This window comes from Ruegeria sp. HKCCA4812, assembly GCF_013034245.1.
GTDB lineage: Bacteria > Pseudomonadota > Alphaproteobacteria > Rhodobacterales > Rhodobacteraceae > Ruegeria.
This window is the reverse complement of sequence record NZ_WQFQ01000007.1, coordinates 157,386-179,296: the sequence shown is the minus strand read 5'-3', so window position 1 is coordinate 179,296 and position 21,911 is coordinate 157,386. Positions and strand designations below refer to the sequence as shown.

The window sequence follows — 21,911 nt, the reverse complement described above, 5'->3', positions numbered from 1 at the left end:
GTTGTCGTGCCATCACAATCACCGAACAACGGCCGAGTCTTTGATCTTACGCAAACAATGGCCCTAGTTCCGCGCACGCGAAATCGGCTGGTCCGGTACCGGTTGCCTGCGAAACGGGCGAAAGGTGGCTTTTTTCAGCCACAGCCGGAAAGCCTGCCAGACGATCAGTGCAAAGGTTCTCCGGGCGCCGAATGGCCGCCGCAGCAAGGACCACAGGATCACGCGGTTGGTCAGGGGTTGCCGCGGGCCGGTCAGCGTCGCGATCAGCCCACCGTCAGCGCGGCCGTAATCAATCCAGACACCGACCCGATCCGCGCGATAGTCAAAGCGGAACGTATAGCTGCCTTCGATTTTCTGAAACGGTGAAACATGCATCAGCTTGTCCGCCACCACCCTGTCAGTCGGTTCGATGACCGAGAAATCGGGTTTGTGACACAGGTAACTGTGACGGGTGCCATAGGTATTGGTGACCTCGGCCACCACGGCATAAAGGTGATCGCTGTCGTCAAAACAGAACCAAAAACTGACGGGATTGAAAACGTGACCCAAAACGCGCGGTTGCGTCAGCAACTTGAAACGTGCCGGTTGTTGCACCGACATTTCATCAAATCGAACGCGGAGCCACTGGGCCCCTTCCCCGTGACCCGGCTCTCCCCCATGATCGCTGGTGCGCCAGTTCGTGACATTCGCGCGATCAACCGAAAACAGCAAAGGGGTGTCCAGCTCTGCTTCGGGATCCAGCAGGATGTAATCGACCGAGTATCGGAATGCGTTTTCAATCGCACCCTTGCGCCCGTGATAGGTATGACCCGCGATATGGTCTATTTTCTGCGTCATCCGCTGCTTTCTGGCCTTCCCGTAAATGCCTTGAACTTCACTGATTTCCTTCAGATGCTGGTAATTCCGATACGGCAATTTGCACAATTTGGATCATAATGTCCCGATAAAGTGATCCGGCTTGGGGAACGCGCCGTAATGAGGTTATGTTTACCGAGATCGATACCGTGACCTTGGACGAACCTGCGGCTGAACCGGCCGCCCTTCAGCCTCGGCGCGAAAAGAAACGCATCAAGGGTAGATGGGTGAACGGAAGTAACGGCAGGCGCGAGACCAGAACCGAATGGGTGGATCACGTCAGGCGCATCCGCGACGCGCAGGATCAGGCGGCATTTGCCGAGCTGTTCCAGCACTTCGCGCCACGAATCAAGGCGTTCCTGATGAAGTCAGGATCAGACGCCACGATGGCCGAGGAGTGTGCGCAGGAGGTGATGGCGACCTTGTGGCACAAAGCCCAGCTGTTCGACCCGACGCGGGCAACAGTGGCTACTTGGGTATTCACGATTGCTCGGAACAAGCGCATTGACGTTCTGCGCAAGCAACGCCGCCCCGAACCCGAAGAATTGTGGTGGGGTCCCGAGGCCGAGCCTGAGCAGGACGATGTCATCGCGCTGCAACAAGAAACCGCGCAGCTTCGCACCGCTTTGACAGCGTTGCCAGACGCGCAGAGAGAGCTGATCGAAAAGGCGTATTTCGGTGATCTGAGTCATCGGGAAATTGCGTCTCAGACCGGGTTGCCCCTGGGAACGATCAAATCACGAATCAGGCTGGCGCTGGACCGCTTGCGTCATGCGATGAACTGAGATGAGTACGATGAGTAAATCGATCAAACATCACCTGACAGATGATCTGCTGATGGCATATGCCGCAGGCAGTCTGCCCGAGGCATTCGACCTGATGGTCGCGACGCATCTGTCGCTGTGTGACCATTGCCGTGCGCGGGCGGAAAGTTACGACGCCGTGGGTGGGCATGTTCTGGAGGAACAGACTGAATCCATCGCCATGAGTGACAAATCTCTGGCCGCGACTATGGCATTGATCTCCAAAGGTGCGCCAGCAGCTAAACCGGCGCGTCCGAACTGCTCGGTATTGCCGGCCCCGTTGCAGGATTATGTCGGCGGTACGGTTTCAGATATCCGATGGAAACCGATCGGCATGGGTGTGAAACAGGCCATTCTTCCGACCACAAGCGAGGCCTCGGCCCGGTTGCTGTTCATTCCAGCCGGAACGGCTGTACCAGATCATAGCCACAACGGTATAGAATTGACGATGGTGCTTCAGGGCGCATTCTCGGACGAAGTGGATCGCTTCGCCCGTGGCGACGTCGAGATCGCGGACGAGGATTTGGAACACACGCCTGTGGCGGACATTTCGGAAGATTGCATTTGTCTGGCGGTTACGGATGCACCGTTGAAATTCACCAAGTTGATGCCACGCCTGTTCCAACCCTTCCTGCGCATCTGAATTTGCCCGCGAGGGCCGTGTACGGCGTGTTTTGAAAGGAAGATGATGTTCGCAAGACTTGCTGTGTGCGTGCTTCTCGTTGCAATCGCGCCCGTCGCATCGGCCCAAATGTCGGCCGAGGTTCAGTTTCAGCCCGGCAATTTTGGCACCATGGTCAGCGGAACCATCTCAGGAGATGAGTACTTCGACTATTCGCTGGGCGCCAAAGCCGGACAGGAGATGTTTGCCGATCTTCAGGTCAGCGACACCAATGGTAATGGTGTGATCTATTTCAACATCCTGCCGCCGGGCAGCGACGGTGTGGCGATCTATAACGGATCGATTGACGGCAATACGGCTCGGATCACCCTGCCCGACGATGGAGACTATACGATCCGCGTCTATCTGATGGGCAATGACAGGGATACCGGAAAAACCGTGGGGTACAACCTGGATCTGTCCATCCAGTAGATTTCAACCTTCGTGTCGAGCAAGGGGTACAACGCCGTTTTCGGCCTTGGTCTCGATTTCTTCAAAGTCGAAATTGTCCAAACGCTGCGCACGTCGGCCAGCCTTTTCGGCGCTGATCTTGATTTCCGAGATATCCTTGGCCGCCTGCCCGAAATGACGGTCCAGGTTCGAGACGCGATCACCCAGGCGGTCCACATCCTTGTGCAGCAACCCCAACTCTTTGCGGATCGCTCCGGCCTGTTCGCGCATACGCGCGTCTTTCAGGATAGCCCGCATGGTATTCAACGTGGCCATGCACGTCGTCGGGGACACGATCCAGACCCGCGCGGCGAACCCTTCACGCACGACGTCGGGCAGACGCGCGTGCAGCTCGGCGTAAATCGCCTCGGATGGTACGAACATCAAGGCGCCGTCCGCAGTTTCCCCGTCCAGGATGTACTTTTCGGAAATCGCCTTGATATGCACTTTCACCGCAGCGCCGAAGGCCCGCAGGCATCTCTCGACATCCGCCTTCGTCTGCGCAGCGGCCAGCGCCTCGAAATCCTCCAACGGGAACTTTGCGTCGATCACGATCGGTCCCGGCGGGTTCGGCAAGTGAATCAGGCAATCCGCCCGCCTGCCGTTCGACAAAGTGGCCTGCAACGAATAACTGTCAGCGGGCAGCGCCTTGGACACGATATCGTTCAGCTGGATTTCTCCGAACATCCCGCGCCTTTGCTTGTTTGACAGGATATCCTGCAAAGACAGCACATCGCCTGACAGTTTGGTGATATTATCCTGTGCTTTGTCGATGGCGGCCAGACGTTCCTGCAATTGGGTCAGCGAGGTCGCCGTCTGTTTCGACGAGCCATGCAACGTCTCTTTCATCCGTTCCTGCATCTCGGCCAGCGCACGCGCCGATTTCATCGCATTATCCGCCAGCCGGTCATTCATCTGTTGCTGGACCGAAGCCAAACGCGCCTCGACCGTCTGAATCACCTGCATCTGCGCGTTGGCCTGAGTGTCCGAGACATGCTGAAGACCGCCGCGCAACTGTTCCTGCCCCTGGCCCAGTTGCTGAACATGCTGACCCAGATGCGCCATCTGCCGCGCCAAAGGTTCCGCCATCCGGGCCGAGCGGTTGGCCGCCCGCAACGACAGGAACAGCAGCAGCAGAATCAACGCCACCACGCCACCCCCGACCAGTATGACAGGGTCATTCAATGCATATTGGGTGCCTGCAATCTCGATCATCACAACTCGCGTGTTCTTGTTTTATTCTTCATAGCCCCGCCGGGCCGCAGGATCAACTGCGCCCGAACAGGCGTTCGATGTCGCTGAGTTTCAGTTCCACATAGGTGGGCCGCCCATGGTTGCACTGGCCGGAATGCGGCGTCGCCTCCATTTCACGCAGCAGGGCATTCATCTCTTCGGCGCGCATCCGACGACCGGATCGGATCGACCCATGGCAGGCCACCCGGCTGAGGATCGCCTCGATCCTTGCCTGCACCATCTGGCTTTCCCCTTGATCGGCGAGTTCATCCAGGATGTCGAGGATCATCGCGCGCGCATCGACTTCGCCCAGAATGGCGGGGGTTTCGCGTACGGCAATGGCGCTTCCGCCGAAGGGCTCGATGGTCAGGCCAAGGCGCGTCAAGTCATCTGCGACGGCCATCAGGCGGGCGCAATCCCCTTCGGACAATTCCACGATTTCCGGAATCAGCAGGGCCTGCGCCGCGACGCCATTCTCGGCCATCTGCGTTTTCAGCTTCTCATAAACCAGCCGTTCATGTGCAGCATGCTGATCTACGATCACCATGCCATCGGCAGTCTGGGCAATGATGTAATTCTCGTGCACCTGTCCGCGGGCTGCACCAAGCGGCAGATCCTGCGCCTGAGGCTGCTCCTGCACCTCGGCGACCTGCGCAACCGGGGTCGGCTCGACAATGCTGCCGCTGTAGTCGTTGGCCAGCTCGGCAAAACCCGGAGCCTGCGCGCGATACGCCGCCGTGCGCGCGGTAGGTGACGGGCGATCCATCTGGTAAACCCGCGCCGGAGCAGACGGTGCTGGTTCCGGCCGCATCGCGCCCAGCGTCGCATTCGCCACGGTCGAGGATGCCCTGTGCCCGGCTTCCGCCAAAGCATGGCGCAGACTGGACACGATCAGCCCCCGCGCGACACCGGGATCCCGGAACCGAACCTCGGATTTCGCGGGGTGGACGTTCACGTCAACCAGCGTGGGATCGCAGTCGATGAACAACGCCGCAGCCGGGTGGCGGTCGCGGCTCAGGAAATCGAAATAGGCCGCCCGCAGCGCGCCGGTCAGCATCTTGTCGCGCACGGGGCGTCCATTGACGAAAAGATACTGTGCCACGGCAGCCCCCCGCGAGTAGGTCGGCAGGGCGGCATAGCCGTACAGCCGGATGCCATCACGCGAGGCATCAATCTGCAAAGCGTTTTCTGCGAATTCGCGCCCGATCACGCGGGCCAGTCGGGCGTGGAGCGCATCAAACAGATCTCCGTTCTCGCGATCCGCGCGGAAGGTCACGCGACCCTCTCCGCCGCCGGATACATCCCGCAGAGCGAATGTCACGGAAGGTTCGGCCATGGCCAGCCGTTTCACAATATCGGTGATCGCCTGCCCCTCGGCCCGGTCCGTGCGCATGAATTTCAGGCGGGCCGGTGTGGCGTAGAACAGATCGCGTAGCTCGACCACAGTCCCCGCGCGCAGGGCGGCGGGTTTGACCGCATCCATCTTGCCGCCCGCGACGTGCACCTGCGCCGCATCCGCGCCGGGAACACGGCTGGTTATGGTCAGACGCCCAACAGCACCCAAGGATGGCAGCGCCTCGCCCCGAAAGCCGAAAGTGTGGATGTTCAGCAGGTCCGAACCGTCAATCTTTGACGTGGCATGGCGGGACAGGGCCAGCGGCAGATCTTCCGCCGCGATACCGCAGCCATCATCCGTGACCCGGATCAGGGTCTTGCCGCCATCCGCGATATCGATGGCGATCCGCGTGGCCCCGGCATCGATTGCATTCTCGACCAGTTCCTTGACCGCCGAGGCCGGTCGTTCCACCACCTCACCAGCCGCGATGCGGTTGATTGCGGCATCGTCGAGCTGCCTAATTACGGGGCGTTCTTCGCCGATATTGGGGTTTGCCTGCGCCATACCCCTACACCTAGCATAGTCGCGCACGATTCTGCCACCGGTTTGAACCGCACATTCTAAAGGAGAGGGGGCGCCCGGGTATCCGCGAACAAGAACTCATTCAGGATCACCCGGACGTGCCAAGTGAGTGGTGTGTTTCAGCTAATTTATGAGATCGCATGTATCACGCACCTGTCGGAAAATCTGCTTAAGATTCTCACGCTCAGTTTCTTGGCAGAGATTGGCCGATGACGTGTGGGCATGTGTGGCGGGAAAATGCCTGATCAGGCAGATATGCGCGCGCCGATCCTGCCCCGGCAGGGTCCGAACATCGCTGCCGCCGCAAGAATCAGGCCTGACATCGTGGCGATCATACCCGCCGCGCTGACGGCATCCGCGCCGCCCAGCCACAGAGGGCCATAACCTGCCAGCACATAGCCCGAAACCGCCGAGGCGATGGCGAACACAACGCTCCAGGCAATCTGCGCTTCCAGCCGGTTGGTCAACATCCGCGCCGCGGCAGGCGGGCAGATGAACATGGCGATCACGATGATCGAGCCCACCGCGTCAAAGGCCGCCACCGCCGCAATTGCCGCGGTGATGACCAGTGCCAAGCCCAGAACGCCGGTGCGAATGCCAATGGTCCGGGCAAAGCCTTCGTCGAAGGTAGAGATCTTCAGCGGCCGCCAGAACAGCCAGGTGAACAATGACACACCTACCAGTGTCAGCGCTATGCGGGGTAATTCCGGGGGCAGCCCGGACAGCGCCTCTGTGTCCAGCAAGGACGACCATCCGGTGGCGTCCAGCCAGATCAGGCTTTCGAGATTGCCGTAAAGCGCATGTTCCACATCCAGATGCACCGTCGACGTATCCGTCTGCTCGAGCAGCAGGACGCCCGCGGCGAACATGGCGGTAAAGACCACGCCCATGGCGGCCCCGGGTTCGATCTGACCCAATCGGCGAATGGCTTCGATCAGCACCACGGCCACAACGGCAGCGCCCGCCGCGCCCAGCATCATGGGCCAGGTCGATATCGCCCCGGTGATCAGAAATGCCACGACGATTCCCGGCAGCACCACATGGCTGATCGCGTCTCCGATCAATGCCTGTTTGCGCAACACCAGAAAATTGCCGGGCAACGCGCAGGCAATGGCCGCGAATGTACCGATCAGCAACGGTGTCAGAGACAGGGGGACAAATTCTTCACCACTCATAACGCCACCCCCATTGGCCCGCCGATGCGACGGTCTATCTCGGCGATCTGATCGCGGGTCAGGACGGTTTCGATGTCCCGCAACCCGTCATAAAGCGCAGCCGTTGCCTCATGCGCCTGATCTGCGCGCACGATTTCCCAGCGCTTTTCGTCCCGCAACGCCTTGGCCGCGCGGGCTTTGCCGATGTCGGTCGCGACGCCGTCCGCGCGCACCAGCCCAGCGCGGCGCAGCAAGCGCAGGGTCAGGGGCTCATAGATCTTTTGCCCCTGCGCCAAGGCCAAGAGACCCTGACGAATATGCACCCGACGCTGAAAGCGCAAATGGCGCAGCACCGCCGCCAAAACGCCACGTATCGGCGCCAGAAACAAAGACACGACAAAGAAGGCAAAGCTGACCAGAACGATAATCGGCCCCGTCGGAAGGTTTGGCGCCGAGGCCGAAATGGCAGCGCCAATGTACCCCGCCAACCCGCCGGCCAATCCCGCAAGCAGAACCACATGGTCCGAGCGTTCGGACCAGAACCGCGCGGTCACGGCGGGAATGATCAGCAAAGCCACGATCAGAATCAGACCCACGATTTTCAGGCCAACCACGGTCACGGCCATGACCAAACCCATCATGGCCAGATCAATCCTGTGCACCGGCAAACCGCGGGCCGCAGCATATTCAGGATCGAAGGCCACAAGAATCATCGGGCGACGAATGATCATGACCAGCAGCAGCGTCGCAGCGCCGCCGACCGCAATGATCATCGCATCAGCCCAGAGCATCCCGGCAGTGGACCCCAAAAGGAAGCCTTCCAGCCCGGCCTGACGGCCTACGCCCATCGTCTGTATGACCGTCAGCAACACGATGCCAAAGCCGAAGAAGACCGACAGGACCGCTCCGATGGCGGCATCTTCGGCCAAACGCGTGTGACGCGTCAGCCAGTTCATGCAGAGAAGGCCGATCCAGGCCGAGACGGCCGATCCTGCCAACAGGCCCAGCAGGTTGCGCCCGTCTCCTCCGAGTGCGACCAATACCATGAAAGCCAGACAGACGCCCGGCAGGGTTGCGTGGCTGATTGCGTCACTGACCAAGGCGCGCTTGCGCAGAAACAGAAACGTCCCCGTCACACCGGCAGACACACCCAGCAAGGTTGCACCGATGGCGACCAGCGTGGCGTTATAACCAAGTTGCAGGGTCAGAGCATCCCAAAGCATGCGTTACCCCAGCGCGCGCGATATCTGATCGATCTGCGCGGTTGCCAGTCGACCGCCATATGCTGATTGCAACGTTTCCGCCGTGAAGGCCTCGGCCACTGGTCCCTCGGCGACCTTGCGGGTGTTGATCAGGAAGACATGGTCGAAATAATCGGTCACGGTCGCAAGGTCGTGATGCACTACGACAACCGTCTTGCCCGCCTCTTTCAGGGATTTCAGCACCGAGATGATGGCTTTCTCGGTGGCGGCATCGACGCCTGCAAAAGGTTCGTCCAGAAGATACAGATCCGCGCCCTGCGCCAGCGCGCGCGCCAGAAAGACACGTTGTTGCTGCCCGCCGGACAGCTGCCCGATCTGGCGATCCGCGAAATCCCGCATTCCCACGCGGTGCAAACAATCTATCGCGCACGCCTTGTGGCGGGCACGCACACGGCCCAGCAAGCCAAGTTCGCGCGACAGGCCCATCAGAACCACGTCGATGACGCGCGTGGGAAAATCCCAATCCACGCTGGCACGCTGAGGAACATAGGCAATGCGCGCGCGCTGCGTGTCCAATGGCTGGTCAAACACGGTCACTTGACCTGACAAAGGGGAAACGATGCCAAGCGCCGCCTTGAGCAATGTGGATTTCCCGGCCCCGTTCGGCCCGATGATCGCGGTCATCGCCCCGGGCTGTACGGTCATGTCGACTGAAAACACCGCAGGTTTCTGCCCGTAGGAAACCGTCAGGCCGCGCAGGGCAAGGGGGCTGTCGGCCAACCCCGTCTCACCGACGGTTACGCCTTCATTGCTGATCAGGCCCAGCATCGATCAAAACCCCGCCGACAGTTTTCCATCCATGCCACGATCTGGCACATCGCCACCCAAAGCACTGGCAATGACCGTGATGTTATGGTCCAGCATACCAAGATAGGTGCCTTCATAGGTTCCTTCTTCACCCATGGCGTCCGAGAACAACTCGCCCCCCACGTGCACCTCATGACCCTTGGCGGCCGCGCCCTCGATCAGCGCGCGGATCGAACGATCCGAGACCGAGCTTTCGACGAAAACAGCCGTGATCTTGCGGTCAACCAGCAGATCGACCAATTCGCCTATCCGGTTCAGTCCCGCCTCGGACTGGGTCGAGATGCCCTGAATTCCCAGAACCTCGAACCCGAAACTTTCACCAAAATAACCAAAGGCATCATGGGCGGTTACTAGAACCTTGTTGTTGTCCGGAACGGACGCCAGAACTTGATCTGCATAGGCTGTCAGACGATCGATATCTGCCAGGTGTGCCTGCGCATTCGCTGCAAAAACCTCGGCCGCTTCAGGACGCACCTCGGTGAGGGCTGCCTGCACTTCAAGCACCACTTCCCGCCACAATTCGGGCGTCATCCAAACATGCGGATCATATTTGTCGGCGTAATCGTCATGCGCGCGCAGCTTCGACGTGTCGATACCTTCGGCAACTGCAACCACGGTTCGCTTGCGTTCAAGGTCATGGAAGAAATCTTCCATCTGCGCTTCGAGGTACAAACCATGCCACAGGATCAGATCCGCACGCGTCATCGCCACGATATCGCTGCGGGTCTGACGATAGGCATGCGGGTCGACGCCCGGCCCCATCAGCCCCTTGACGTCTACCTGATCACCACCGACCTGACGTGCCGCGTCAGCAATCATGCCCGTCGTGGCCACAACCTTGAGGGGTGCATCGGCCCAGGCCGTGACCGGCAGGGAAAAGGCCAGCGCCAATACCGCAAGAAAATTCCGGCGAATCATCTTCTACCTCAGTTTTTGCTTCTCGTACGAACTGAATATGAGAACCATTCGCAAGTAAGTCAACGCTAATGCGAATTATTCGCAAGAAAGCGGTTACATTTTGTCCATTTGGTCAAAAATTATCCAAACATTGCCCGCCTGCATCTTCCATTCCCCGGTCTCCCGTGCGAATTTTGTCGCAAACCTCCCAAAGGACGTGACAATGGATACGCAGAGCTCAGAAAGCCCCGTGCGCACCGCGCATCTGCCGCAAGTGACCGAAGCCCGGAATCCCGGCATGGATCTGGACCTGGACTGGGTGCGCGCCGTGCAGGCCAACACCTCGGCCATCGAACGCCGGGCTTCGACCCTGCCCGGGCGCCGGTCGGTCAAGAAAGAGCATCAGGCCGCCTGGCTGCTGAAGGCGATCACCATGATCGACCTGACCACCCTGTCGGGCGATGACACCGAGGGCCGCGTACGCCGCCTGTGCGCCAAGGCCCGCCAGCCCGTGTCGCCTGACCTGCTGAAAGCGCTGGACATGCCGCCGATCACCACCGGCGCGGTCTGTGTCTATCACGACATGATTGAAACGGCTGTGGATGCGCTGAAAGGCACCGGCATTCCGGTCGCGGCTGTCTCCACCGGCTTTCCGGCGGGCCTGTCGCCCTTTCACCTGCGCGTGGCCGAGATCGAGGAAAGCGTGAAGGCCGGGGCCGAAGAGATCGATATCGTGATCTCGCGCCGCCATGTGCTGAAAGGCGACTGGCAGGCGCTGTATGACGAGATGAAGGCGTTCCGCGACGCCTGCGGCGAGGCGCATGTAAAGGCCATCCTGGCCACGGGTGAGCTGGGCAGCCTGCGCAACGTGGCGCGTGCCTCGCTGGTCTGCATGATGGCGGGGGCCGATTTCATCAAGACCTCGACCGGCAAGGAAAGCGTCAACGCCACCCTGCCCGTGTCGCTGGTGATGATCCGCGCCATCCGCGACTATTATGACCGCACCGACCATCGCGTGGGCTACAAGCCCGCGGGCGGGATTTCCAAGGCCAAGGACGCGCTGGTCTACCTGTCTCTGATCAAGGACGAGCTGGGCGACCGCTGGCTGCAACCCGACCTGTTCCGGTTCGGCGCTTCGTCCCTGCTGGGCGATATCGAGCGGCAGTTGGAACATTTCGTCACCGGGGCATACTCGGCCGGCTACCGGCATTCTATGGGGTGATGTATGAAGCTCATCGTTACTTTTTCGATTGCAGTCACTCTGGCTAGCTCTGCTTTCGCAACGGAAGGCACTTACTCGCTATACAGAACGTCACTCGTCGAAGGAGTTTCCAAAGTTCACATCGCCACATTCGACACATCGAATGGCGGCGACTACAACTTGGAAAACTGTCAACTAGCTGCTGAGCTTTTCCAAAACCAACCAGGCGTAAAGACGAAGTTCTGGTGCGAACAAGGCCGTGCGGAAAACGACTAAGGATCAACAATGACAGTCAAAGAGATTTTCGAGACCATGGAATACGGACCCGCCCCGGAAAGCGCCGCCGAGGCCCTGGCATGGCTGGTCGATCAGGGCGACACGTTTGGCCATTTCATCGACGGGGCCTTCACCAAGCCGGGCAAGGGGTTTGAAAGCCGCAACCCGGCCACGGGCGAGGTTCTGGCCAAGCTGACCCAAGCCACACAGGCCGATGTGGACGCCGCCGTTGCCGCCGCCCGCAAGGCCCAGCCCAAATGGGAAAAGCTGGGCGGCCCCGCCCGCGCCCGATACCTCTATGCCATCGCGCGGCTGATCCAGAAGCATGCCCGCCTGTTCGCGGTGCTGGAAACGCTGGACAACGGCAAGCCGATCCGGGAATCGCGCGACATCGACATTCCGCTGGTGCAGCGGCATTTCTACTATCACGCGGGCATGGCCCAGCTGATGGAAACCGAGCTGCCCGACGCACAGGCGCTGGGGGTCTGCGGCCAGATCATCCCGTGGAACTTCCCGCTGCTGATGCTGGCGTGGAAGGTGGCCCCGGCGCTGGCCATGGGCAACACGGTGGTTCTGAAGCCCGCCGAATACACCTCGCTGACGGCGCTGCTGTTTGCCGATATCTGCATGCAGGCCGGTCTGCCCAAGGGCGTGGTCAACATCGTCACCGGCGACGGTGCAGTGGGTGAGATGATCGTGGCCTCGGACGTGGACAAGATCGCCTTTACCGGCTCGACCGTAGTGGGCCGCCGCATCCGCGAGGCCACCGCCGGGTCTGGCAAGGCCCTGACGCTCGAGCTGGGTGGGAAGTCGCCCTATATCGTATTTGACGATGCCGACATCGACAGTGCCATCGAAGGTCTGGTCGATGCGATCTGGTTCAACCAGGGCCAGGTCTGCTGCGCGGGCTCGCGCCTGTTGGTGCAGGAAGGCATCGCCGAACGGTTCTATGCCAAGCTGCGCGCCCGCATGGACACGCTGCGCATCGGCAACCCGCTGGACAAATGCATCGACGTAGGTGCCGTGGTGGATCCGGTTCAGTTGCAGACGATCACTTCCATGGTCGACAGCAATACGGTGGGTCATGTGCATCAGGCTGCCTGCGAATTGCCCGCAAATGGCTGCTACTACCCCCCGACGCTGATCACCGGGCTCGAAACCTCGGACCCGTTGATGCAGGAGGAGATATTCGGCCCGGTTCTGGTCTCGTCGACCTTCCGCACCCCGGCCGAGGCCGTCGAACTGGCCAACAACACCCGCTATGGGCTGGCGGCCACGGTCTGGACCGAAAACGTCAACCTTGCGCTGGACATCGCGCCCAAGCTGGTCGCGGGAGTGGTCTGGGTCAATGCCACCAACCTGTTCGACGCGGCCGCGGGCTTTGGCGGCCTGCGCGAAAGCGGTTTTGGCCGCGAAGGCGGCTGGGAAGGGCTGAGCGCCTATACCAAGCCCAAGGGCAAGGCCAAGCCGCTGGCCAAGATCGAACCCGTCGTGGGCGAAGGCGGCCCGGTCGACCCGATCGACCGAACCGCCAAACTGTATGTCGGTGGCAAGCAGGAGCGGCCCGATGGCGGCTATTCCCGCGCGGTCTGGGGCAAGGCGGGGCTGCTGGGCCTTGTAGGTCAGGCCAACCGCAAGGATGTGCGCAACGCGGTCGAGGCTGCGGCGGGGGCCAATGGCTGGTCCAAGACCACCGGCCATCTGCGGGCGCAGATCCTGTACTATATCGGCGAGAACCTCTCGGCCCGTTCCAACGAGTTCGCGCATCGCATCGACGCGATGACCGGCCGCAAGGACGGCGCGAAAGAGGTCGACGCCGCAATCCAGCGCCTGTTCACCGCCGCCGCCTGGGCCGACAAGTATGACGGCCAGGTGCATGGCGTTCCGATCCGGGGCGTGGCGATTGCGATGAAGGAACCGGTGGGCGTGATCGGCGCGCTCTGTGCGGACGAGGCACCGCTGCTGGGTCTGGTCTCGGCCATGGCGCCGGCGATCGCGATGGGCAACCGGGTGGTCCTGGTGGCGTCCGAGCCCTATCCGCTGGCGGCCACCGATTTCTATCAGGTGCTGGACACCTCGGACGTGCCCGCAGGCGTGGTCAACATCCTGACCGGCAGCCACGAGGAACTGGCCAAACCGCTGGCCTCGCACCTGAACGTGGACGCGGTGTGGTCGTTCTCATCGACGGACCTGTCGGCGCAGATCGAGGTCGTCTCGGCCGGGAACCTGAAACGGACCTGGGTGAATAACGCGACGGCATTCGATTGGGGCATGGACCATTCCCGCCGCTTCCTTCAGGCTTCGACCGAAGTGAAAAACATCTGGGTGCCCTACGGCGAGTAGGGCTCCCCTTCAAGGGAGGCCTACATGGATTTTTCGGGAAAAACCGTCATCGTCATCGGTGGCACCAGTGGCATCAACCGGGGCATCGCCGAGGCCTTCGCGGCCTCGGGCGCCAAACTGGCCGCGGCCAGCCGCTCGCAGGACAAGGTGGATGACACCGTCGCCGCGCTGAAGGCGGCAGGCGCGGCCGAGGCGGTCGGCGCGGCCTTTGACGTGCGCGACGCCGATGCGGTCGCCGAGGGGCTGAAACAGTTCCAAGCGGCGCTCGGCGATTTCGACGTGCTGGTTTCGGGGGCGGCGGGCAACTTCCCGGCGCTGATGGCGGAGATGTCGGCCAACGCCTTCCGCACCGTGGTTGAGATCGACCTGATGGGCACCGTGCATGTTCTGAAAGGCGCCTATCCCTATCTGAAACGGCCCGGCGGCAACATCATCAACATCTCAGCCCCGCAATCCTATCTGCCCTACGAGGGCCAGGCCCATGTCTGTGCCGCCAAGGCGGGGGTCGATCAGATCACCCGTACCCTGTCGATGGAGTGGGGCGTGGAAGGCATCCGGGTGAACTCGGTGGTGCCGGGCTTCATCGAGGGCACCGAAGGCGCGAAACGGCTGGCCCCCACCCCCGACGCGGGCGAGCAGCTGCGCAGGGACGTGCCGCTGGGCCGCTGGGGTACGCCGCAAGACGTGGCCAATGCCTGCCTGTTTCTGGCCTCGGACATGGCCAGCTATATCAGCGGTACCGTTCTGGCAGTGGACGGGGCGTTGTATCAGCGCGGCTCGGGCCAGTTCGGCCAGATGATGGGAGACATGCTGCGCAGCATGAAAAAGGGGTAAGCCGCAGCTTACCCCAAAAGGTTCAGTTCGTTGTTTCCAGGCCCACCGGCTTGCCAACGACGACAAAGTGCAGACCGTCCGGGTCAAGCAGTTCGGCAGCAACGCGGTTCACATCTTCCAATGTCACCGCGTTCACCTTGTCATTGCGGGTGGCGATATAGTCAATCGGCAGGCCTTCCATCTGCATTCCGACCATGATCGAGGCAATCTGACCATTGCCATCGAACCGCAGCGGATAGGCGCCGGTCAGATAGGTCTTGGCGTCGTCAAGTTCCTCTTGCGTCACACCCTCGGTGGCCGCGCGCGCCCATTCATCGCGAATTACGTCGATGGCTTCGGCGATACGGTCATTGGCCGAGGACACGGACCCAAGATAGACCGAAGCCAGATCCTTGGGCACCAAATAGGTCCCGACCCCATAGGTCAGGCCACGCTTTTCGCGCACCTCCTGCATCAGCCGGCTCTCAAACCCGCCGCCGCCAAGAATATGGTTCAGAACAAAGGCCGCAAAGAAATCCGGGTCATCCCGATCAATCCCGGCCTGACCGAACAAGGCCACGGACTGAGGCGTGTCGAATTCGACAACACTGACGCCGCCGGGAATGTTCACCTCGGCCTTGCCGGGGATGGGCTTGCCGGTGTCCGGCAAGTCGCCAAGCAGGGTATCAAGCAGGGTACCCAGTTCCTCTGCCGTGATATCGCCGACGGCCCCCACGTACAGACGATCTTTGGCGAACACGCCTTCGTAAGCCGCGACTACGTCATCGCGGGTCAGAGCCGAGACACTTTCGATGGTGCCTTTCCCTTCGGATCCATAGGGGTGATCGCCGTAGGCCATCTGCGCAAAGGTGAGGCCTGCGATTTCGTTCGGGTCAGTCTGGTCCGAGCGCAGGCCCGACAGAATCTGGGCGCGCACCCGATCAACCGCATCCTGATCAAAACGCGGTTCGTGGATCGTCGTGCGCAGCAAATCGACCACTTCATCCCGGTTCTCGGACAAAAAACGCGCGGAAATCGAGACTGAATCGTCGCCGGCATTGTATCGGAACGAAGCCGCCAGAGCTTCCAGCTCGCGGGCATAGGTCCGCGCATCCATGTCGCCCGCGCCTTCTTCGATCAGCCCGCTCATCAGGTTGACCGCGCCGCGTTTGTCAGGGTCGTCCAGCGACGTGCCACCACGGAAGCGTAACTCCAGCGCGGTGAATGGGATGGAATGGTCCTCGACCAGCCAGGCTTTGATGCCGCCGGGCGAGGTCACTTCTTCGATCTCGATCTCGGCCAAAGCCGGCAGGGCGACCAGGCAGGCAATCAGCGTTGCAACAAACCGTTTCATTGCGTCACCTCGTCATCGCGCATCAGCCAACCGGTGACCGACGCCTCGGGTTGCAGAACTTCGCGGGCCGCGGCGATGATCTCATCCCCGGTCACGGCCTGAAGGATGTCGGGCCAGGCCTGAACATCTTCGACCGTCAGGCCGCTGGTCAGGGCCCGGCCATAGCGGTTGCCGATGCCGTCCACGTTGTCGCGCGCATAGGTCTGGGCGGCGCGCAGCTGCATCTTGATGCGCTCAAGATCGTCTTCGTTCACACCTTCGGCGATGAAGTCGGCCACGGCCTGGTCCATGGCGTCTTCAGCCTCTTGCAGGGAAACACCCTCGGCCGGAACGACGATCAGATCAAAGGTCGTGTCATCCAGCGAAACACCGCGATAGAACGCACCGGCATAGACGGCCTTTCGCTGATCAAACTGCAACTTTTCGTTCAGGTAAGACGTCGTGCTGCCGCCCAGCAACTCGGCCAGCAGAAACAGAGCCGCCGCTTTTTCCTGTTCGCCCGGATCGCGTTCCGGGGCCAGATAGCTGCGCTGAACGTAAGGCTGGGCGACGCGCGGGTCCTTGAAGGTCAGGCGACGTTCGGCCGTTTGCGGCGGCTCTTGGGACCGAACCCGCTCGGGCAGGTCCGGGTTGGCGGGAATCACACCGTAATACTGATCGGCAAGCGCGCGGACTTCAGCGGGATCGACATCACCTGTGACCACCAGAATGGCGTTGTTGGGCGCATAATGGGTCTGGTAGAACGACAGCGCGTCCTCCATGTCCAGATCCTCCATCTCGTGCATCCAGCCGATGATCGGCACGCCGTAGCGGTGGTTCAGATACTGGGCCGCACTCATCTGTTCGCCGAACAGGGCGCGCGGGTTGTTTTCGGTGCGCTGGTTGCGTTCCTCGAGAATCACGTCCCGTTCGGTCAGAATGTCCTCTTCGCTCAGCCGAAGGTTCCGCATCCGGTCGGATTCCATCCGCATCATCAGCTCTAGCCTGTCGGCGGCGACACGCTGAAAATAGGCTGTATAGTCATACGAAGTGAAGGCGTTGTCGTTACCTCCATTGGCAGCGACGGTGGCAGAGAACTCTCCCGGGGCCAGCGTGTCGGTGCCTTTGAACAGCAGGTGTTCCAGGAAATGCGCCACGCCGGATGATCCGATCGGCTCATCAGCGGATCCGGCCCGGTACCAGACCATATGCTGCACGACTGGGGCACGGTGGTCTTCGACCACGACGACATCCATGCCGTTGTCCAATGTGAATGTGGTAACCGCTTCTTTCCCATCCTCGGCAAATACCGGGGCGGCAGCGATCAGGGCAGCCGACAAGGCCAGGGCCCGAACCATAGGGCATCCTCCGTTTCGTTTCTGGTATTCAAACTACGGTGACGCGGCCCGGGTTCAAGCCCGATGACGGAAAGTTAAGAATTATTCACCCGGCGGCGAAGAAGGAGTTTCGATGCCGGCCCGACGGGCGGCTTCTGTTTCCGCGAACGGATCGATCGATTGTTTTTCGTAAACTTGCCCATAGCGGTCGACCGGGAACAGACGCAGGCCGGTCCAGCGCCCCCGGCGTTTGCGGAACGCGGCGTCATCAGCCTCGACCACCTGCCGCGCATCGGGGGAAACACCATAGCGGCTGGAGGCCGTGACAAGCGCTGCATCCGAGGATGGCACAGCCGCGTTCGGGTTCAGCGCAGCAGCATTTCCGCCCAGCGCAGCCACCGCATCGGCATTTGGGTTCGGATCCGTCAGATTCGCGCCACCCGGCGTGGGTGCAGGCAAGAAGGCATAGTCCTGAGGTTGGGTCAGCGGCTTGACCGGCAGCACCGAAAACTCATCCGGCCCCGGGCCCGGAGCCTCCAGATCCCGCAGACCGGGATTCGAACACGCCGCAACCGCAGCGGCAACAGTCAAAACAAATAGGGCGCGCGGCATCCGCATTGGTGTCTCCAGCCTTTTTCAGGCGCTTTTATCGCATATCATTCCGCGCGTCACGAGGCCTTTTTGCCGTCAAACAGCACCAGCCCGATGGCTCCTGCAAATATGAAGACATCTGCGAGGTTGAAAACAAACGGATTGTTGATGCCGCAACAGGACATGTTCAGGAAATCCAGAACAAAGCCGTAAAGAACCCGATCCACCACATTCGCCAGCGCACCGCCGATCAGCAGGCCGCCACAAAACAGCATCAGACCTGAATGGGCTGCACGGCCCAGCCAAACAAGCACGCCGACACAGATCGCCACGGAAATACCGATCAGAATCCAGCGCGCAGCCTCTGAATTTCCTTGGAAGAGGCCGAAATTGATTCCCCGGTTCTCGCCGTATTTGAACACCAGCAGCGGCGGTACAACATCAATGCCGCCGGGTTGATCGGCCACGCGCATGACATGAACGACCAGATATTTGCTGATCTGGTCGATCGCAAAGGCGGCCAGCGCCGCCCAGAGAAGCAGGCGTGACCGCATCAGTGACGGAAATGGCGCATGCCGGTAAAGACCATGGCCAGGCCCGCCTCATCCGCGGCGGCGATGACTTCGTCATCCCGCATGGACCCACCCGGTTGGATCACACAGGTTGCACCTGCCTCGGCCGCTTCCATCAGGCCGTCAGGGAAGGGGAAAAACGCGTCCGACGCAACGGCCGAACCGATGGTCAGCGGTTGGGCCAAGCCCAGCGCATCGGCCATGCGTTCGGCTTTCTTGGCGGCGATCAGGGCCGAGTCCACACGGCTCATCTGGCCCGCGCCGACGCCCACCGTGGCACCGTCTTTGACATAGACGATGGCGTTGGACTTGACGTGCTTTGCCACTTTCCAGGCAAACAAAAGGTCACGCATCTGTTCGTCGGTCGGGGCCTTCTTGGTCACGACTTTCAGATCATCCAAACCGACAAAGCCATTGTCCTTGTCCTGCACCAGCAACCCGCCGGCCACCTGACGCACGGTTTTCCCACCGGCGGTCACATCCGGCAGAGCTTCGGTCGTCAGCAGGCGCAGGTTTTTCTTGGCGGCAAAGATTGCCTTGGCCTCATCCGATGCGCCCGGAGCGATCACGACTTCGGTGAAAATCCCGGTGATCTCCTGCGCGGTTTCGGCGTCCAGGGGCTGATTCAACGCCACGATCCCGCCAAAGGCCGAGGTGCGGTCGCAGTCGAAGGCAGCCTTGTAGGCCTCAAGCAGGGTTGCACCCCTGGCCACGCCACAGGGGTTGGCATGTTTGATGATGGCACAGGCGGCGCCCTCGGTGGGGTCAAACTCGGCCACCAGTTCAAAGGCCGCATCCGTGTCATTGATGTTGTTGTAGCTCAGTTCCTTGCCCTGATGCTGGATCGCGGTCGCCACACCGGGCCGATTGGTGCCGTCGGTGTAGAACGCGGCCTGCTGATGGCTGTTCTCGCCATAGCGCAAGGTCTGTTTCAATTCACCGGCAAACGCGCGGCGCTTGGGGGCTTCAAGCTCCAGCGCATCGGCCAGCCAGTTGGACACTGCCGTGTCATAGGCAGCCGTACGGGCATAGGCTTTCTGCGCCAGCTTGCGGCGGAATTTCGGACAGGTCGCGCCTTCGTGCTGATCCATATCGCCCAGCAGTTTTTCGTAGTCTTCAACGTCCACGACCACGTTTACGAACGCATGGTTCTTGGCCGCCGCGCGGATCATCGCCGGACCGCCGATGTCGATATTCTCGACGCACTCATCGTAACCTGCGCCTTTGGCCACGGTTGCTTCAAACGGATACAGGTTCACAACCAGCAGATCGATTGCATCGATGCCGTGTTCGCTCATGGCTGCGACATGGGTGTCGTTGTCGCGCAGGGCCAGCAGCCCGCCATGCACCATCGGGTGCAGGGTCTTGACCCGGCCATCCATCATCTCGGGGAAACCGGTGATCTCGCTGACATCCTTCACCACAAGCCCTGCATCGCGCAGCGCCTTGGCCGTGCCGCCGGTCGACAGCAGTTCGACCCCGCGCTCGGCCAGCGCCTTGCCCAGCTCGATCAGCCCGGTTTTGTCGGATACGGAAAGCAACGCGCGGCGCACGGGGTGAAGATCGGTCATGGGTCCAAAGGTCCTTTTGGCGTCAGTCTAACTCGGGCTCGTCCCGATGCGTATCGCGCACGGCATAGGCTGTGTCCTGTGCCTTGCTCAGAGTCCACCGGGTGCGCGTCGCATACTCCATTGCGCGCCCGGATAGAACGATCTGTTTTGTCGCGCGTGGCTTCAAACGCCCTTTTTCAAGGTAAACGCTTGGCTCGACGGACAATTTTCCAACGCCGTCATGGCGGAAAACCCAGATTTCACCGCTTTTGAGCGCCATCGATACCGCCGCACCGCCCAAATCCAGCGCCGCATCGACATCCGGATGCAGGTGAAACCGGATGTCATAGCCAATGCCTTTGAGGCCCGAAGCGTCCATCGCCTTGTCAAATTGACGCTTTGCCTTGTCGGTCGCCGTCAGCAGAATATCCTCGACCGTCAGCTCGCGCCCGTCAAATCGCAACTCAAAGGTCCGCGCATGGGTCAGACCAAAGACCTTTGCGTATCCATCGTGCCCCGCCATAAAGCGGATCCCCTCGAACGCATCCTCGAAATCAACGGGCACCTCCTGTGGTGCGTCCACCAGCGCCTGCGCTTCACGCCCCGGCACCGGGTTGGCCAGCCGGGCGCTTGAGAACCCATCCAGGCAAAGCGTCGAGTGCGACGGCGTCGCCCGTCCTGCGCGGCGCCATTCCAGCCCGAAACTGGCCCCCGACCCGCAATTCACGATCAGCGGCCGCCGCCCCGAGGTCAACTCGAACGCCAGAGTAGAGGCATGCGCATTGTAAGAGGCCGCCCCCGACGGCGGTATGCTGGCATCCACGATCACCGTGGTGCGTGCAGCCGACAGACGGGCATAGCCCATCGGCAATTCGGTGGCCGCCTTGTGTTTGACGCCGCTTTGGGCAAGGGCCTGTTCCAGTCGCCCCTCGACACCGCGCCCGCCACCATGAAACCGCGCCAAGGCCCCATCCGCGTGGCGCAGGCTGCGCAAGGTCGGCGCGATCCGTTTGATCGCATTGGCCTGGGCGGCAGGCGTCCCGCGACCAAGATCATTCAGCGCCGCCGAAGTCCAGCTGAGCAGCGTGAACACCTCGAGCAATTCTTCCGGATTGCGGGTTGGTATTCCGCCCTGCGCATCCACCTGACGGTCGCATTCCCCGGCCAGGGCGCGCAGGGCCGGGTCGGCCATCCGCTCCAGACCCTCCAGCGCCAGCCCGGCCTGTACCAGTCCGGCCAGCGCCTCGAACCGGGGCAGTCCCGGGGTTGCGGCATGCCAGCGTTTGGACAGGAACCATGTTTGCTGGGCCAGCGAGCGGAAAAACAGTTTGCTTTGTTTTTCATCCGCCCCTCGCAGCAGAAAAAGTGCGTGGTTGATCCAGCGCATCACCCGACGTCCGGTCAGATCAGGCGCCCAGCCGGGCCCTTGCCCGCGGCCATGAGATTCTATCCATCCCCAGACCCAGCGCTGCGCCTTTTCCCGCGCACGCATGTCTCCGACCGCGGCCAGATCATCCAGCCACGCAAAGCCGTGACGTTCTTCGTCAAAGCCGGCACTGGGGGCGGTGACATCCCAAAGCCCGGTATCTTCGGCCTCGACCAGATAGCCGGCGAACAACAGATTTCCGGCAACCAGTTGCCGGCCACGTGCGAACGAACCCACCGAGCGCGGATCCGGTTGCGCAACAAACCCTGTGACCGCCTTTTGCCGTTGGCTCAGGCGCGCATAGAAACGGTTCTGAAACCGCATCCACCGACTGGCCATGGTGTCTGATTTCGACATGACGCGTGTTACTCTGCCCCTTGCGCTCTGCTGGCGCTTGAGACCCAACGATAGACCGCGCCGATCGTCAAG

Annotated in this window: 19 protein-coding genes; 6 read left to right on the top strand and 13 right to left on the bottom strand. The window is 61.2% G+C overall.

All coding sequences use genetic code 11. The annotated features are described in order from the left end of the window. Positions 1-63: 63 nt before the first annotated feature. Positions 64-837: a DUF1365 domain-containing protein gene (locus tag GOW04_RS17750; protein ID WP_171117235.1), complete on the bottom strand. Its 774-nt coding sequence runs from the start codon at positions 835-837 to the stop codon at positions 64-66. 146 nt (positions 838-983) lie between these two features. Between GOW04_RS17750 and GOW04_RS17745 the strand changes: the two genes are divergently transcribed. The 3 genes from GOW04_RS17745 (at position 984) to GOW04_RS17735 (ending at position 2,751) form a co-directional block, all read left to right on the top strand. Next, on the top strand, positions 984-1,640 hold the full coding sequence (locus GOW04_RS17745) for a sigma-70 family RNA polymerase sigma factor (RefSeq protein ID WP_171233471.1): 657 nt from the start codon (positions 984-986) through the stop codon (positions 1,638-1,640). Between the two features lie 10 nt (positions 1,641-1,650). After that, on the top strand, positions 1,651-2,301 hold the full coding sequence (locus GOW04_RS17740) for a ChrR family anti-sigma-E factor (RefSeq protein WP_152459352.1): 651 nt from the start codon (positions 1,651-1,653) through the stop codon (positions 2,299-2,301). Positions 2,302-2,370: 69 nt separating this feature from the next. Continuing rightward, positions 2,371-2,751: a hypothetical protein gene (locus GOW04_RS17735; RefSeq protein ID WP_371814417.1), complete on the top strand. Its 381-nt coding sequence runs from the start codon at positions 2,371-2,373 to the stop codon at positions 2,749-2,751. Positions 2,752-2,754: 3 nt separating this feature from the next. Here GOW04_RS17735 and GOW04_RS17730 read toward each other — a convergent pair whose 3' ends face one another. From GOW04_RS17730 to GOW04_RS17705, 6 genes are all read right to left on the bottom strand, one after another. Continuing rightward, positions 2,755-3,984, bottom strand: coding sequence for a DNA recombination protein RmuC (locus GOW04_RS17730; RefSeq protein WP_171117231.1), 1,230 nt, complete (start codon positions 3,982-3,984; stop codon positions 2,755-2,757). A gap of 52 nt (positions 3,985-4,036) precedes the next feature. Beyond that, positions 4,037-5,902 (bottom strand): DNA mismatch repair endonuclease MutL, encoded by a 1,866-nt coding sequence (mutL, locus tag GOW04_RS17725; RefSeq protein ID WP_171233470.1) that lies wholly within the window; start codon positions 5,900-5,902, stop codon positions 4,037-4,039. Positions 5,903-6,165: 263 nt separating this feature from the next. After that, positions 6,166-7,095: a metal ABC transporter permease gene (locus tag GOW04_RS17720; RefSeq protein WP_171233469.1), complete on the bottom strand. Its 930-nt coding sequence runs from the start codon at positions 7,093-7,095 to the stop codon at positions 6,166-6,168. Then, positions 7,092-8,297: a metal ABC transporter permease gene (locus tag GOW04_RS17715; RefSeq protein WP_171206740.1), complete on the bottom strand. Its 1,206-nt coding sequence runs from the start codon at positions 8,295-8,297 to the stop codon at positions 7,092-7,094. Before GOW04_RS17715 ends, GOW04_RS17720 begins: the two co-directional genes overlap by 4 nt. Positions 8,298-8,300: 3 nt before the next feature. Then, positions 8,301-9,104: a metal ABC transporter ATP-binding protein gene (locus GOW04_RS17710; protein WP_171206739.1), complete on the bottom strand. Its 804-nt coding sequence runs from the start codon at positions 9,102-9,104 to the stop codon at positions 8,301-8,303. Between the two features lie 3 nt (positions 9,105-9,107). Beyond that, complete coding sequence (locus GOW04_RS17705) at positions 9,108-10,061, bottom strand: metal ABC transporter solute-binding protein, Zn/Mn family (protein WP_171233468.1); 954 nt, start codon at positions 10,059-10,061, stop codon at positions 9,108-9,110. 202 nt (positions 10,062-10,263) lie between these two features. Here GOW04_RS17705 and deoC point away from each other — a divergent pair, with 202 nt between their 5' ends. The 3 genes from deoC (at position 10,264) to GOW04_RS17690 (ending at position 14,694) form a co-directional block, all read left to right on the top strand. Continuing rightward, a complete protein-coding gene (gene deoC / locus GOW04_RS17700; protein ID WP_171233467.1) occupies positions 10,264-11,262 on the top strand; it encodes a deoxyribose-phosphate aldolase in 999 nt (332 codons plus the stop codon). A gap of 264 nt (positions 11,263-11,526) precedes the next feature. After that, on the top strand, positions 11,527-13,860 hold the full coding sequence (locus tag GOW04_RS17695; protein WP_171233466.1) for an aldehyde dehydrogenase family protein: 2,334 nt from the start codon (positions 11,527-11,529) through the stop codon (positions 13,858-13,860). A gap of 24 nt (positions 13,861-13,884) precedes the next feature. Further along, positions 13,885-14,694 carry an SDR family oxidoreductase gene (locus GOW04_RS17690; protein WP_152459361.1) on the top strand — a complete coding sequence of 270 codons (810 nt, stop codon included), beginning with the start codon at positions 13,885-13,887 and terminating at the stop codon, positions 14,692-14,694. 22 nt (positions 14,695-14,716) lie between these two features. Here the strand turns inward: GOW04_RS17690 and GOW04_RS17685 are convergent, their stop codons facing one another. The 6 genes from GOW04_RS17685 to GOW04_RS17660 form a co-directional block, all read right to left on the bottom strand. Beyond that, positions 14,717-16,027, bottom strand: coding sequence for a pitrilysin family protein (locus GOW04_RS17685; protein ID WP_171233465.1), 1,311 nt, complete (start codon positions 16,025-16,027; stop codon positions 14,717-14,719). Continuing rightward, positions 16,024-17,364 carry a pitrilysin family protein gene (locus GOW04_RS17680; RefSeq protein WP_171233464.1) on the bottom strand — a complete coding sequence of 447 codons (1,341 nt, stop codon included), beginning with the start codon at positions 17,362-17,364 and terminating at the stop codon, positions 16,024-16,026. The genes GOW04_RS17685 and GOW04_RS17680 overlap by 4 nt, the downstream gene beginning before the upstream one ends. 81 nt (positions 17,365-17,445) lie before the next feature. Then, positions 17,446-17,961: a DUF3035 domain-containing protein gene (locus GOW04_RS17675; RefSeq protein ID WP_152459364.1), complete on the bottom strand. Its 516-nt coding sequence runs from the start codon at positions 17,959-17,961 to the stop codon at positions 17,446-17,448. A 50-nt stretch (positions 17,962-18,011) separates the two neighbouring features. Beyond that, on the bottom strand, positions 18,012-18,488 hold the full coding sequence (lspA, locus tag GOW04_RS17670) for a signal peptidase II (protein WP_171233463.1): 477 nt from the start codon (positions 18,486-18,488) through the stop codon (positions 18,012-18,014). Continuing rightward, positions 18,488-20,077: a bifunctional phosphoribosylaminoimidazolecarboxamide formyltransferase/IMP cyclohydrolase gene (gene purH / locus GOW04_RS17665; RefSeq protein WP_171233462.1), complete on the bottom strand. Its 1,590-nt coding sequence runs from the start codon at positions 20,075-20,077 to the stop codon at positions 18,488-18,490. Before purH ends, lspA begins: the two co-directional genes overlap by 1 nt. A gap of 22 nt (positions 20,078-20,099) precedes the next feature. After that, on the bottom strand, positions 20,100-21,839 hold the full coding sequence (locus GOW04_RS17660; RefSeq protein WP_152459367.1) for a heparinase II/III family protein: 1,740 nt from the start codon (positions 21,837-21,839) through the stop codon (positions 20,100-20,102). Between the last annotated feature and the right edge of the window lie 72 nt (positions 21,840-21,911).